Below are 14,167 nucleotides of genomic sequence, written 5' to 3' on the forward strand. Positions count from 1 at the left end.
TCGTTGGTGCGACAGCAATACTGTTGAACCGCGGTACGGGAACGAACTGTGCCGATGAACGGCGTGCTGATCAGAGAGCGAGGCGGAGACCATGACCACCCAGGCACCCGAGCCGGCGCTCACCGTCGACGAGTTGGCCGCCAGGGCGGGCGTGACCGTCCGCACCGTACGGTTCTACAGCACCCGCGGCCTTTTGCCCCCTCCCGTGATCGGACCCCGTCGGGTGGGCCACTACGGCCCGGAGCACCTGTCGCGTCTGGCGCTGATCGAGGAGCTCCAGCACCAGGGCATGACCCTGTCGGCCATCGAACGCTACCTCGACGCCCTGCCCGACGACCTGAGCGCGCACGATCTGGCCATCCACCGGGCGCTGGTGGCGACATGGGCCCCGGACGCGGCGCTGAAGGCCTCGCGCGCGGAGCTGGAGAAGCGGGCCGGGCGGGCCCTGACGGAGAACGACATCCGGCGGCTGACCGCGATGAACGTGCTGGCCCCGGCTCCGGAGGGCTTCCGGGTGGACGTGGGGCTGCTGCGGCTCGGGGTCGCGCTGCTCGACGTACCGATCGCCCACGAGACGATCCTGATCGCGCGCAAGGTGCTGCTGGAGCACGCGCGGACGGCCGCGCACGAGCTGACCGCGCTGTTCCGCGACGAGGTGTGGGGGCCGTTCACCGAGGGCGAGAGCGACCCGGAGCGGGTGGAGTCGATGAAGGCGCTGTCCGCGCACATGCAGCCGATGGTGGTGCAGGCCCTGGTGACGGCCTTCCAGCGGTCGCTGCGGGAGGAGCTGCGGGCGGCGTTCGTGTCCGGCGAGGCACCCGGCGGGGCGTAGCCGTAGTCCGAAGCCCTGCTTTGGCGGAGCATGCCCGTTCTCAGTACGCTGGAGAGAAGTCTGCGCCCGCCGGCCCTTGCTCTGAGCGGGTCGGCCCCAGCGGCCCCAGCACATTCTGCCGCTCAAGGCGGCGGCAACCCCTGCACGTAACGGGCAGGTACTTCCATGGACCTCAACACCATCAGCGAAGTCGTCCGGCGACCGTCCGGCCGACCCGGCGCCGCCTGGCGCGAGGGCGATGCCTGGCTCGCGGGCGGGACGTGGCTGTTCTCCACCGAGCAGCCTGGCCTGCGCCGCTTGGTCGACCTGACAGCCCTGGGCTGGGATCCCCTCGTGCCGAGCGAAGCGGGCCTCGAGATCGGGGCCACCTGCACCATCCGGGACCTGTACGCCTTCACACCGCCGGCCGACTGGATCGCGGGCCCCCTCATCACGCAGAGCTGCGAGGCGTTCCTGTCCTCGTTCAAGGTCTGGAACGCGGCGACCGTCGGCGGAAACATCTGCATGTCCCTGCCGGCCGGCCCCATGATCACGCTGACGGTCGCGCTCGAGGCCGAGTACGAGCTGTGGGCCACCGACGGGTCGGTGCGCACCGTGGACGCCCTCGACTTCGTGACCGGGAACAACCAGAACGTCCTCGCTCCCGGGGAACTGCTGCGGCGCATCCGCATTCCGGCGCGCGCCCTGCGGGGGCGCACCGCACACCGCCTCTTCTCTCTGACCCGGCTGGGCCGTTCGACGGTCTTCCTCGTCGCTACGCAAACGCCGGGAACGAACGGCCTGTTGCTCACCGTCACCGCCGGCACCACACGCCCGGTGCGCATCGCCTTCGACACCGTGCCCGATGCCCGCGCCCTGCAGCAGAGCATCAACACCATCCCTGCCGACGTCTGGTTCGCCGACCCCAACGGAACCCCGGACCACCGCCACCACCTCACCCTGCACTTCGCCGAAGAGATCCGCCGCGAACTCACTGCTGGGGGCCCGGCATGACCTACACCGTGAACAGCAGGAGCTTTTCCGAGGAACCGGACCCCGGCCAGTGTCTGCGTACGTTCCTGCGCGCACTCGGCCACTTCGGCGTCAAGAAGGGCTGCGACGCCGGCGACTGCGGCGCGTGCACCGTGTGGCTGGACGGCGCTCCGGTCCACAGCTGCATCACCCCCGCCTTCCGCGCGGAAGGCCATGAGGTGACCACGGTCGAGGGCCTCGGATCACCCGGCGACCTGCATCCCGCGCAGCGCCGGTTCCGGGACGCCCCGGGATTCCAGTGCGGGTTCTGCACCGCAGGGATGATCATGACCTCGGCGACGTTCACCGAGGCCCAGAAGGCGGACCTGCCCCGGGCGTTGAAGGGAAACCTCTGCCGTTGCACCGGCTACCGGGCGATCGAGGACGCGGTGAAGGGCGTCACCGGTGTGCAGAGCGCCGCGCCGGGACGGGCCGTCGGGACGAGCGTCGGTGCGCCGGCGGCCGACGACGTGGTGACCGGTCGCGCCGAATTCACGATGGACACCCACAGGGAAGGGATGCTGCACCTCAAAGTGCTGCGCTCGCCCCACGCGCACGCCCGCATCGTCTCGATCGACAAGACCGCCGCGCTGGCGGTCCCCGGCGTGCATCGCGTCTACACCTGGGAGGACGTGCCGCGCAGGCGCTTCACCACGGCGATCCACACCGACCACCTCGTCGATCCGGACGACACCTACATCCTCGACCACACGGTCCGCTTCGTCGGCCAGCGCGTCGTCGCGGTGCTCGCCGACACCGTCGGGGCGGCCGAGGAGGGCTGCCGGAAGGTGGCGGTGGAGTACGAGGTGCTGCCGGCGGTCTTCGACCCCGAGAAGGCCATGGCCGACGGGGCCCCGCAACTGCACGGCTCCGAGGACCCGTTCGCCCGCGACTACGTCCACAACCTCCTGCTGGAGATCCACTCGCACATCGGCGATGTCGACGCGGGCTTCGCCGCGGCCGACGTGATCCACGAGGGCACCTACTTCTCACCGCGCGTGCAGCACGCCCACCTGGAGACCCACGGTTCGATCGCGTGGATGGAGGACGGCCGGCTGAACGTCCGCACCAGTTCGCAGTCCCCGTCGATCGCGAAGGTCAAGCTCGCCTACCTGTTCGCGCTGCGCCCGGACCAGCTCCGCGTGTTCTGCAAGCGCGTCGGCGGCGGCTTCGGCGGCAAGCAGGAGGTCATCTCGGAGGATCTGGCCGCGCTCGCCGCGCTCGACACCGGGCGGCCCGTCTGTTTCGAGTACACGCGCGAGGAAGAGTTCACCACGGCTTCGCCCCGGCATCCGATGAAGCTGACGGTCAAGCTCGGCGCGAAGGCCGACGGTACGCTCACCGCCTTCCAGGTCCGCAACCTGTCCAACACGGGCGCCTACGGCAACCACGGCGGCGAGACCCTGTACGCGGGCGGCGCCGCCGTCATGATCTACCGCTGCCCCAACAAGAAGTACGACGCCTTCTCCGTCTACACGAACACCGTTCCGAGCGGCGCCCTGCGCGGTTACGGAATGACCCAGCCGGCCTTCGCCGTGGAATCGGCGATGGACGAACTGGCCCTCGCCCTGCACATGGATCCGCTCGAACTGAGACGCCGCAACATCGTGCGCCCCGACGAGCCGCTCGTCGCCCTGCACGACGGTCCTGACGACGTGGTGTTCCACGAGGACGGGCTCGGCAAGTGCATCGACCTCGTGGCCGGCGAGCTGGCCCGTACGGCCGACCAGCCCTCCCCCGGCCCCGGATGGCTCGTCGGGGTGGGCGTCGCCAGCTCCCTGCACGAGACCGCGCCCCCGACCGAGCACGTCTCCGAGGCCTGGCTCACGCTCGGCGACGACCTCGTGTACGAACTGGCCGTCGGCACCGTCGAATTCGGGGAGGGCACGTCGACCGCGCACGTCCAGATCGCGGCCAACCAGCTGGGTACGAAGCCGTCGCGGATCCGCCTGGTGCAGTCCGACACCGACCGCACGGGATTCGACACCGGGGCCTTCGCGAGTGCCGGACTGTTCGTGGCGGGCAACGCGGTCCTCCGGGCGGCCAACGCGGTGCGCGACCGCATCCTGGACTTCGCCGCCACGCACACGGGCATCCACGTCGTGATGTGCTCGATGGACGACGACGGCGTCGTCTGCGGGGACGAGCGCGTCTCGCTGGCCACGCTCGTCGCCGAGGCCCGGGCGCGCGGCATCCGGTTCACGGCCGCCCGCAAGGCGTACGGATCGCCGCGCAGCGTCACCTCCAATACGCAGGGCTTCCGCGTCGCCGTCCACCGGGTGACGGGTGAGATCCGTGTCCTGTACAGCGTCCAGGCGACCGATGCCGGTGTGCTCATCAACCCGCAACAGGTCCGGGGACAGGTGGAGGGCGGCGTCGCCCAGGGCATCGGATTCGCACTGACCGAGAACTTCCAGATCGACGCGGACGGCGTCATGGCCAACCCGAACCTGCGCAACTACCGCATCCCCGCCTACGCCGACGTGCCGCGCACCGACGTGCTCCTGGTGGGCTCGTCGGACTCCGTCGGGGCCATGCGGTCGAAGGGGATGGCGGAGTGCTGCATCAACCCGGTGGCCCCCGCGCTGGCGAACGCGGTCCGCGACGCCACGGGCGTCCGCTACCGCGAGCTGCCCCTCACCCCGGAGCGGATCTACGGCCGGCTCGTCGAGAGCCGGTCGGCGCGGACGGGCACGCGACGATGACGACGGAACGGCAGACGGACGCCGCGGCGACGGTCATCATCGGCCGGAGGGTCCGCCCCGGCATGGATCGGCAGTACGCGAAGTGGCAGGACGACGTCAACGCCGCCGCCGCCCGGTACCCCGGACACCTCGGTGTCCAGGTGTCCCCGCCGACCGCCGTGCAACCCGACTGGGTGATCGTCTACCGGTTCGACTCGGTGGCGCACCTGCAGGCCTGGATGAACTGCGCGACCAGGCAACGGCTCCTCGACGCCGGCGAGCCGTACTTCGACGGTCCCGCGACGCAGCAGGTGATCAGCGGTGGCACGCAGCCGACGGATCCGCTCGTGACCGTGGTGGTGACCCACCGCGTCCGTCCGGACACCGTCCACGACTTCCTCGCATGGCAGCGCCACATGAGCCAGGAGGAGAGCAAGTTCGAAGGGTTTCGCGGCACCGAGATCTTCCGCCCCATCGAAGGCGTTCAGGACGAGTGGACCACCCTGTACCGCTATGACAACGCCGAACACCTGGACGCGTGGCTGACGTCGGCGAAGCGGCAGGAGATGCTCGCCGAGGGGGAGAAGTTCGACGACTTCAAACTGCGCACGATCGACAACTCCTTCGGCAGTTGGTTCGCCTTCGAGGAGAACGGCAAGGAAGCCCCGCCGCCCTCCGAGACGAAGACGGCCGTCGCGGTCTGGGTCGGGCTCTACCCGACCGTCGTGATGCTGAGCCTCGTCCTGCATCCGCTGGGCATGCCGCTCTGGTTCGGACTGCTCGTGGGGAACCTGCTGTCGAGCTTCATCATGAGCTTCTTCACGATGCCCCACTACGTGAACCGGCTGCTCAGGCGGTGGCTGTGGCCCCCACCGGACGAACCGCGGGCCAGGACCAACCTCGTCGGCGGCGCCGTCGTCACCGCGCTGCTCGTGTTCTGGGTCGTCGTCTTCTACCTCGTGACGGAGGTGTTCTGGACGCTGCCCTGACGCGGGCCACCGTGGGGGAAGGCGGGCCGGGAGCGCCCGGCCCGCCTTCCCCCTCACGGCGCTAGTCGGCGTACGTCTCGCCGCGCTCGGCCTTCTCCACCAGGGAGGCGGGCGGGGTGAAGCGCTCGCCGTACCTGTCGGCCAGCTCGCGGGCCCGGGCCACGAAGCCGGGCAGGCCGCCCTCGTAACCGTTGACGTACTGGATCACGCCGCCCGTCCAGGCGGGGAAGCCGATGCCCATGATGGAGCCGATGTTGGCGTCGGCGATCGAGGTGAGCACGCCCTCGTCGAGGCAGCGGACGGTGTCCAGGGCCTCCGAGAAGAGCATCCGCTCCTTCATGTCCTCGAACGGGATCTCGTACCCCTGCTCGGTGAAGTGCTCGCGCAGGCCCGGCCAGATGCGGGCGCGCTTGCCGGCCTCGTCGTACTCGTAGAAGCCGGCGCCGCCGCTGCGCCCGGGGCGCCCGAACTCGTCCACCATCCGGTCGATGACGGTGTCGGCGGGGTGCTCGGCCCACGCCCGGCCCTCGGCCTCGAAGGCCTTGCGGGTCTCGTTGCGGATCTTGCGGGGCAGCGTGAGCGTCAGCTCGTCCATCAGGGAGAGCACCTTGGCCGGGTATCCGGCCTGCGCGGCGGCCTGCTCGACGGAGGCGGGCTCAATGCCCTCTCCGACCATCGCGACGCCCTCGTTGATGAACTGGCCGATGACGCGCGAGGTAAAGAAGCCGCGCGAGTCGTTGACCACGATCGGGGTCTTGTTGATCTGGCGCACGAGGTCGAAGGCACGGGCCACGGCCTCGTCGCCGGTGCCCTCGCCCTTGATGATCTCGACGAGCGGCATCTTGTCCACGGGCGAGAAGAAGTGCAGGCCGATGAAGTCCGCGGGCCGCGAAACCCCTTCCGCGAGGCCCGTGATGGGCAGCGTGGAGGTGTTGGAGCACAGCAGCGCGTCCGGGGTGAGGAACTCCTGGATCTCCTGGAACACCTTGTGCTTGAGGGCGGTGTCCTCGAAGACGGCCTCGATGACGGCGTCGCAGCCGGCCAGGTCGGCGGGCTCGGCGGTCGGGGTGATCCGGGCGAGCAGCCCGGCGCGCTCGGCCTCGGTGGTGCGGCCGCGGGACAGGGCCTTGTCGAGCAGCTTCTCGGAGTACGCCTTGCCCTTGGCGGCCGCCTCGGGCGTGACGTCCTTCAGCACCACCTCGATGCCCGCGCGGGCGCAGGAGTAGGCGATGCCGGCGCCCATCATTCCGGCGCCGAGTACGGCCACCTTGGTGACCTTGCGGGGCGCCGCGCCCCGCGGGCGGCTGCGGCCGGCGTTGACGGCCTGGAGGTCGAAGAAGAACGCCTGGATCATGTTCTTGGCGGTCTGTCCGGTGACGAGCTCGGTGAAGTAGCGGGCCTCGATGGTCAGCGCGGTCTCGAAGTCCACCTGGGCGCCTTCGACGGCGCAGGCGAGGATGTTGCGCGGGGCCGGGTAGGGGGCGCCGTTCAGCTGCTTCTTCAAGTTGGCCGGGAAGGCCGGCAGGTTGGCGGCGAACCGCGGGTTGGACGGCGTACCGCCCGGGATCTTGTATCCGGGGACGTCCCACGGCTGCTTGGACTCCGGGTTCGCGTCGATGAAGGCGCGCGCCTTGGCGAGCATCTCCTCGGGCGTGGAGGCCAGTTCGTGGACCAAGCCGTTGTCCAGGGCGCGCCGGGGGTTGTACTGGGTCCCCTGCAGCAGCACCTTGAGCAGCGCGTCGGCGATGCCCATCAGGCGCACGGCGCGGGTGACGCCGCCGCCGGCGGGGAGCAGGCCGAGCGTGACCTCGGGCAGGCCGATCTTGGAGCCGGGCACGTCGAGGGCCACGCGGTGGTGGGATGCCAGGCAGATCTCGTAACCGCCGCCGAGGGCCGCGCCGTTGATGGCGGCGACGACGGGCTTGCCGAGGGTCTCGATGCGGCGCAGGGAGCTCTTGATCGCGGTGCCGGTGTCGAAGGCCAGCTGCGCGTCCTCGGGGCGCAGGCGGATCATGTCCTTCAGGTCGCCGCCGGCGAAGAAGGTCTTCTTGGCGGAGGTGAAGATGATGCCGCGGATGGAGTCGTTCTCGGCCTCGGCGCGCTCGGCGATCGCGGCGATCGAGTCCTTGAAGGCCTGGTTCATCGTGTTGGCGGACTGGTCGGGGTCGTCGAGGACCAGGGTGACGACGCCGGTCTCGTCCTGTTCCCAGCGGATCGTGGTGGACTCGCTCATGTTCGCTACTTCCGTGTCAGGGGTGGGATCAGGGATCAGGACGGATCAGATGCGTTCGACGATGGTGGCGACGCCCATGCCGCCGCCGACGCAGAGGGTGACGAGCCCGTAGCGCTTGTCCTGGCGCTCCAGTTCGTCGACGACCGTGCCGAGGATCATCGCGCCGGTGGCGCCGAGGGGGTGGCCCAGCGCGATGGCGCCGCCGTTGACGTTGACCTTGTCCAGGGAGACGCCCATGTCCTTGACGAAGCGGAGCACGACGCCCGCGAAGGCCTCGTTGATCTCGATGAGGTCGATGTCGTCGATGGTCAGCCCGGCCTTGGCGAGGGCCTTGCGGGTGGCCGGGGCGGGACCGGTGAGCATGATGGTGGGCTCGGAGCCGGAGACGGCGGCCGAGACGATCCGGGCGCGGGGCGCGAGGCCGTTGCGCTCGCCCGCCTCGCGGGAGCCGATCGCGACGAGCGAGGCGCCGTCGACGATGCCGGAGGAGTTGCCCGCGTGGTGGACGTGGTCGATCTTCTCGACCCAGTGGTACTTCTGCAGCGCGACGGCGTCGAAACCACCGAGCTCGCCGATGTCCGCGAAGGACGGCTTCAGCTTGGCGAGGGTGTCGGCGGTGGTGCCGGGGCGGACGAACTCGTCGTGGTCCAGGACGATCAGGCCGTTGCGGTCGGTGACCGGGACGACCGACTTGGCGAAGCGGCCGTCCTTGATGGCGGCGGCGGCCCGCTCCTGGGACAGGGCCGCGTACTCGTCCACATCGCGCCGGGAGAAGCCCTCGATGGTGGCGATCAGGTCGGCGCCGATGCCCTGCGGGACGAAGTCGGTGTCCCAGCCGGTCATCGGGTCGTTGAACCAGGCTCCGCCGTCCGAGGCCATCGGGACGCGGGACATCGATTCGACGCCGCCCGCCAGGACCAGGTCCTCCCAACCGGAACGGACCTTCGCGGCGGCCAGGTTGACGGCTTCCAGACCGGAGGCGCAGAAGCGGTTCTCCTGGAGTCCGGCCACGGTGTCCGGCAGCCCGGCGGCGATCGCCGCGATCCGGGCGATGTCGGAGCCCTGGTCGCCGACCGGACTCACGACGCCGAGCACGATGTCGTCGATGGTGGCGGGGTCCAGGCCGGGGTTGCGCTCGCGCAGGGCGTGGATGAGGCCGACGACCAGGTCGATCGGCTTGGTGCCGTGCAGGGAGCCATTGGCCTTGCCGCGGCCGCGCGGTGTGCGGATCGCGTCGTATACGTAAGCTTCGGTGCTCACTGGTCAAGCCTTTCGGGGGTGCGGAGGCGAGGTCGGGGAGAGGTGGCGCGGGAAGGGGCGGTCCGCGGGGGTCAGCCCAGCAGGGAACGGCCGATGATCTCCTTCATGATCTCGGTCGTACCGCCGTAGATGGTCTGGATGCGGCCGTCGGTGAAGGCCCGCGCGACGCGGTACTCGGTCATGTACCCGTAGCCGCCGTGCAGTTGCAGACAGCGGTCGGCGACGCGCTTTTGCAGCTCGGTGGCCCACCACTTCGCCATGGAGGCGTGGACGTGGTCCAGTTCCCCGTTGGAGTGGTCGGTGATGCAGCGGTCCAGGAACGTACGGGTGACCGCGCACTCGGTGGCCATCTCCGCGATCTCGAACCTGATGTGCTGGAGCTTGGAGAGCGGCCGCCCGAAGGCCTCGCGCTCCTTCACGTAACGGGTGGTGATCTCCAGCAGGTGTTCGGCAGCGGCGATGCCCGCCATGGCGATGCCCATCCGCTCCTGCGCGAGATTGGTCATCAGGTGGACGAAGGCGCCGTTCAGCTCGCCGAGCAGGTTCTCCTTGGGGACGCGCACGTCGTTGAAGAACAGTTCGGCGGTGTCCTGCGCCTTCTGGCCGATCTTGTCGAGGTTGCGGCCGCGCTCGAATCCCTCCGTGCCGCGCTCCACGACCAGCAGCGACATGCCGTGCGCCCCGCCCTCGGGGGTGGTCTTGGCGACCACGACGACCAGGTCGGCGAGGATGCCGTTGGAGATGAAGGTCTTGGAGCCGTTGAGCACCCAGTGGTCGCCCGCGTCCTCGGCGGTGGTCCGGATACCCTGGAGGTCGGAGCCCGCGCCCGGCTCGGTCATCGCGATGGCGGTGATGATCTCGCCGGAGCAGAAGCCGGGCAGCCAGCGGCGCTTCTGCTCCTCGGTGGCCAGGGAGGTCAGGTACGGCCCGATGATGTCGTTGTGCAGTCCGATCGCGAGTCCGGCGGCGCCCGCCCGGGTGAACTCCTCGGCGATCACCGCCGCGTAGCGGAAGTCGGTGTTCCCGCCACCGCCGTACTCCTCCGGGACGGCGAGGCCGAGCAGCCCCTGCCGGCCGGCGGCCCGCCAGGCCTCCCGGCTGACGATCCCGTCCTTCTCCCACTGCTCGTAGTGCGGCAGCACCTCCTTGGCGAGGAAGGTGCGCACGGTCTCGCGGAACGCCTCGTGGTCGGCGTCGAAGATCCGGCGTTGCATGGAAGGGCTCCCTAGGGGTGTCTAAAGCCAGTTCTTGACGGTTTCGACGAGCCGCGCGGGCTCGGGGCCGACGGGCATGACGTTGAGCATGGTCACCCCGGCGGCCCGTTGAGGATGGCCGAGCCGATCTTCATCCGTTCGGTGCGTGCGGCCAGGTACCCCGTGATCGTCGGGGCGTCGAAACCCAGGGCCTCGGCCACCCACACGGCGTCGAGCCCGGCCGCCTCCAGCACCGCCGCCCCGTCGGCGGCCCGGCGCGGGTCCCCGGCGTAGTCGATCAATGGAGGGCTCCATCAGCCCTCCTTGCCCAGCAGCCCCGGCACGTCCCAGTCCGCGGCCACGGACTCCGTGTGCGCACCCGGCAGCGCGGGGCCGCCCACGGCGGCGGTGGGGGTCGCGGAGAAGCGCGGCGCCGGCGCGGGCTGGGTGATCCCGGCGGCCTCGACGAAGGTTCCCCGGGCGGCCAGGTGCGGGTGGCTCGGGGCCTCGCGGAGCGAGAGCACGGGCGCCACGCAGGCGTCGGTTCCCTCGAAGACCGCCGTCCACTCCTCGCGGGTACGGGACTTGAAGCGCGCGGCGACGCTCTCGCGGAGCTCGCCCCAGCGGGCCAGGTCCTTGCGGGCGGGGGCCTGCTCCTTGATGCCGAGGAGCTCCACGAAGGTGTCGTAGAACTGCTGCTCGAGCGCCCCGACCGCCATGTGGCCGCCGTCGGAGGTCTCGTAGGTGCCGTAGAAGGGGCAGCCGCCGTCCAGGAGGTTGGCCCCGCGCCGGTCCTGCCAGCCGCCGGCCGCCATCATCCCGTGGATCATCGCCGTGAGGTGGGCGGTCCCGTCGACGATGGCCGCGTCGACGACCTGGCCCGCGCCGCCGGCAGTGCGGGCGTGCTGGAGTGCGGCCAGCACACCGATGACGAGGTAGAGCGAGCCGCCCGCGTAGTCCCCGACCAGGTTGGCGGGGACGGCCGGGGGCTCCCCCGGCTTGCCGATCATGCCGAGGGCACCGGTGACGGCGATGTACGCGATGTCGTGCCCCGCGGTGCGGGCGAGCGGGCCGTCCTGGCCCCAGCCGGTCATCCGGCCGTAGACGAGCCGCGGGTTGCGGGCGTGGCATTCGGCGGGGCCGACGCCGAGGCGTTCTGCGACCCCGGGGCGGAAGCCCTCGATGAGCACGTCGGCTCGCTCGACCAGGTCCAGTACGCGGGCGGGGCCGTCGGCGGACTTCAGGTCGACGAGGACGGAGCGCTTGTTCCGGTTGGTGATGTCATAGGCCGGGTCGACCGCGAGCCCGCCACCGCCGGGCCGGTCCACCCGTACGACGTCGGCCCCCAGGTCGGCGAGGAGCATGGCGGCGAACGGGCCCGGCCCGATGCCCGCCAGCTCGACGACGCGCACGCCCGCGAGCGGGCCGCTCCCGCCGCCGCCACCGCTCCCGGGCACGTTCCCTGTCACTGCCATCGAGCCCCCAGCATCCCCGTGGCACCACTGCGGCCACTGTGTGACACAACTGATGTAACACCAGTGATGCTAGGAACCTGTTCCACTCAGCACAAGAGCAAGCGCTTAGTCGGTTGGCGCGTTTCCTCCGGCGATCCGCGAGTCGAGTTCCTTGAGGTGCCGCTTGAGGGCGACGGTGCGGTAGCTCTCCTCCACCCACTCGCACAGCACCTCGGCGGAGGGCGCCCCCTTCTCCCCCAGCGGCACGGACACCCAGCCGGCCTTCCCCAGCCCGTATCCGGTCGGCTCCGCGCCGGGCGCGGTCATGGCGTGACCGTGCAGCGCCTCGTCCTTGAGCTTCACGGAGATCCCCGGCGGCTGCGGGCCGTCGGCGTTCCCGAGGAAGACGAAGATCTTCTTGTTGACCTTCACGACACAGTCCTCGGGGCCCCACGGGAACTCCTCCCCGGCCTCCGGCAATCCCCGGGCGAACTCCCGGACCGCCTCCCACTTGCGCACCGCAGCCTTCACGCGAACCTCCACTCGCCACGATTCGCCCGCTCGCACGGACCGTCGGTCCCCACGCTAGCGGCGGGCACCGACGGCGGCCGGACGGCGGTACCGCGCGGGCTCCCGACGAACCCCGGACCGATGCGAACGTGCGTGCGGAAACCCGGGTGATCCACCGGCACGGAGCTAGATAGGGTGAGCACGCTTTCGGCCCTGATCAAGGGCCCGCAGACATTTGGGGGGCTCGGTGTCATATCGCCGACTCGTAGCATCCGCGACCATCCTCGCGGCAGGCATATCTCTCATACCGGGTCTGGCCCACGCGGCCGATCCCGTCAGGCCCGGCGCCCGCGGGGTGACCACTCCCGACGTGGACCTCAAGGAGGCCGCGGCGGCGAACTTCAAGACCTTCACGAGCCCCGCCGAGCGTTCGGTCCGCAAGACCACCGCGCCCGCCGGGGGCAACGCCACCCCGCAGTCCGTGCTCGGCAACGAGGCCCTCACCGTCGGCCTGCAGGCCTACAACACCTCCGCCCACGCGGTGAAGCTCAACACCACGGTCACCAACCTGCCGGGCGTGCAGGCCACCGCCGTCATCGACTGGGGCGACGGCACCACGAGCAACGAGAACGCCCTCGGCAGCACGACCATGACCACCCGGCACAACTACGAGGAGATCGGCGCTTACACCATCACGGTCACCGTGACGGAAAGCGCCCACAACACCTCGGCCAAGAACTCGGTCGCGTTCCTCACCGCGGGCTCGGAGTTCACCCCGTACAGCCCCACGCGACTGCTGGACACCCGGGACGGCACGGGCGGCGCGAAGGCCAAGGTCGCCCCGCACACGTCGACCCGCCTGAAGATCGCCGGTTACGGCACGATCCCGGCGGGCGTCACGGCGGTGGCCCTCAACCTGACCGTCACCAACACCACCAGCGAAGGCCACGTCACGGCGTTCCCCTCGGGCTTCCCGAAGCCGATCACTTCGAACGTCAACTTCGTCCCCGGCCAGACGGTCCCCAACCTCGCGATCGTGCCCGTCGGCGAGGACGGCTACGTCGAGCTGTACAACGGCGGCTGGGAGTCGATCGACCTGATCGCCGACGTCACCGGCTACTTCACCACGGCCGCCTCCAGCGGCTACACCCCGATCGGCCCGATCCGCTTCGCCGACACCCGCGCGGGCCTCGGCACCGCCAAGGGCCAGGTCGCCGGGCAGAAGTCCTTCGGCCTCCAGATCGGCAACAGCCACGGCGTTCCGGCCGGCATCACCGCCGTGGCGCTCAACGTGACCGTCACCAACCCGCGGGACGCCGGCCACCTGACCGCCTACCCGAGCGGGCAGCAGGCACCCACCGCGTCCAACCTGAACTTCACCGCCGGACAGACCGTCGCCAACTCGGTGATCGTCCCGGTCGGCCAGGACGGAAAGATCAACATCCGCAACGGGGCGTGGGCCGGGACCGACGTCATCGTCGACGTCGTCGGCTACTACAGCCAGGCGGGCGAGGGCGCGTACCTGCCCGTCGAGCCGGAGCGCGTGTTCGACACCCGCGACCCCGAGGGCGGCGTCTTCGGAGTGCTGCCGGGCCGCTGGTACATCTGGTGGGACTTCTCCTCCAAGTGGCCGGACGACTCCGCCTACGTGCTGAACACCACGACGACCAACACCCGGGGCCCCGGCTTCCTCGCGGTCGCGCCGGACCCGAACGCCCGCTGGATGTACGACCAGGGCTCGGAGTCCGCGCCCCCGATCCCCACCTCCTCCACCCTCAACTTCACCGCGGCCAAGACGGTCCCGAACCTGGTGCAGGCGAGCACGGGCAACAACGGCATCATCGACTTCTTCAACGAGTCCGATGCCGACATCGACCTGATCGTCGACATGTTCGGCTACTACGACAAGAACTGATCCACCGGCGAGCGGGTGAGCACACAGCGCCCCGGGAGCGGCCGTCAGGCCGCTCCCGGGGCGCTGCCCGTCGCACGGCGGCCACG

At 70.3% G+C, this 14,167-nt stretch carries 10 protein-coding genes and 1 pseudogene; 5 read left to right on the top strand and 6 right to left on the bottom strand.

Going from position 1 to position 14,167, the window contains the following annotated elements:
- The first annotated feature begins 91 nt into the window (after window positions 1–91).
- From ACFWBY_RS22370 to ACFWBY_RS22385, 4 genes are all read left to right on the top strand, one after another.
- A complete protein-coding gene (locus ACFWBY_RS22370) occupies window positions 92–832 on the top strand; it encodes a MerR family transcriptional regulator (RefSeq protein WP_385340729.1) in 741 nt (246 codons plus the stop codon).
- 165 nt (window positions 833–997) lie between these two features.
- On the top strand, window positions 998–1,825 hold the full coding sequence (locus ACFWBY_RS22375; RefSeq protein ID WP_385340728.1) for an FAD binding domain-containing protein: 828 nt from the start codon (window positions 998–1,000) through the stop codon (window positions 1,823–1,825).
- The gene (locus ACFWBY_RS22380) at window positions 1,822–4,548 is read left to right on the top strand and encodes a molybdopterin-dependent oxidoreductase (protein WP_385340726.1); all 2,727 of its coding nucleotides are present in this window, start codon (window positions 1,822–1,824) and stop codon (window positions 4,546–4,548) included. Before ACFWBY_RS22375 ends, ACFWBY_RS22380 begins: the two co-directional genes overlap by 4 nt.
- Window positions 4,545–5,516, top strand: coding sequence for an antibiotic biosynthesis monooxygenase (locus ACFWBY_RS22385; RefSeq protein ID WP_385340724.1), 972 nt, complete (start codon window positions 4,545–4,547; stop codon window positions 5,514–5,516). Before ACFWBY_RS22380 ends, ACFWBY_RS22385 begins: the two co-directional genes overlap by 4 nt.
- A 61-nt stretch (window positions 5,517–5,577) precedes the next feature.
- Here the strand turns inward: ACFWBY_RS22385 and ACFWBY_RS22390 are convergent, their stop codons facing one another.
- The 6 genes and pseudogenes from ACFWBY_RS22390 to ACFWBY_RS22415 form a co-directional block, all read right to left on the bottom strand.
- A complete protein-coding gene (locus ACFWBY_RS22390) occupies window positions 5,578–7,749 on the bottom strand; it encodes a 3-hydroxyacyl-CoA dehydrogenase NAD-binding domain-containing protein (RefSeq protein ID WP_385344882.1) in 2,172 nt (723 codons plus the stop codon).
- 45 nt (window positions 7,750–7,794) lie between these two features.
- Window positions 7,795–9,009: an acetyl-CoA C-acetyltransferase gene (locus ACFWBY_RS22395; protein WP_385344884.1), complete on the bottom strand. Its 1,215-nt coding sequence runs from the start codon at window positions 9,007–9,009 to the stop codon at window positions 7,795–7,797.
- A gap of 71 nt (window positions 9,010–9,080) precedes the next feature.
- Window positions 9,081–10,223 carry an acyl-CoA dehydrogenase family protein gene (locus tag ACFWBY_RS22400; protein WP_385344886.1) on the bottom strand — a complete coding sequence of 381 codons (1,143 nt, stop codon included), beginning with the start codon at window positions 10,221–10,223 and terminating at the stop codon, window positions 9,081–9,083.
- A 107-nt stretch (window positions 10,224–10,330) separates the two neighbouring features.
- A pseudogene (locus ACFWBY_RS22405) lies at window positions 10,331–10,504 on the bottom strand (LLM class flavin-dependent oxidoreductase); the annotation flags it as partial.
- A 12-nt stretch (window positions 10,505–10,516) separates the two neighbouring features.
- The gene (locus tag ACFWBY_RS22410) at window positions 10,517–11,677 is read right to left on the bottom strand and encodes a CaiB/BaiF CoA transferase family protein (RefSeq protein ID WP_385344888.1); all 1,161 of its coding nucleotides are present in this window, start codon (window positions 11,675–11,677) and stop codon (window positions 10,517–10,519) included.
- 105 nt (window positions 11,678–11,782) lie between these two features.
- The gene (locus ACFWBY_RS22415; RefSeq protein ID WP_385344891.1) at window positions 11,783–12,199 is read right to left on the bottom strand and encodes an MmcQ/YjbR family DNA-binding protein; all 417 of its coding nucleotides are present in this window, start codon (window positions 12,197–12,199) and stop codon (window positions 11,783–11,785) included.
- Between the two features lie 322 nt (window positions 12,200–12,521).
- On the opposite strand from ACFWBY_RS22415, the gene ACFWBY_RS22420 reads away from it, so the two are divergent.
- Entirely contained in the window at window positions 12,522–14,081 is a 1,560-nt protein-coding gene (locus ACFWBY_RS22420) for a hypothetical protein (RefSeq protein WP_385344893.1), read from the top strand.
- The last annotated feature ends 86 nt before the right edge of the window (window positions 14,082–14,167 follow it).

The sequence above is a fragment of the Streptomyces sp. NPDC060049 genome (assembly GCF_042736715.1).
Taxonomy (GTDB): domain Bacteria; phylum Actinomycetota; class Actinomycetes; order Streptomycetales; family Streptomycetaceae; genus Streptomyces.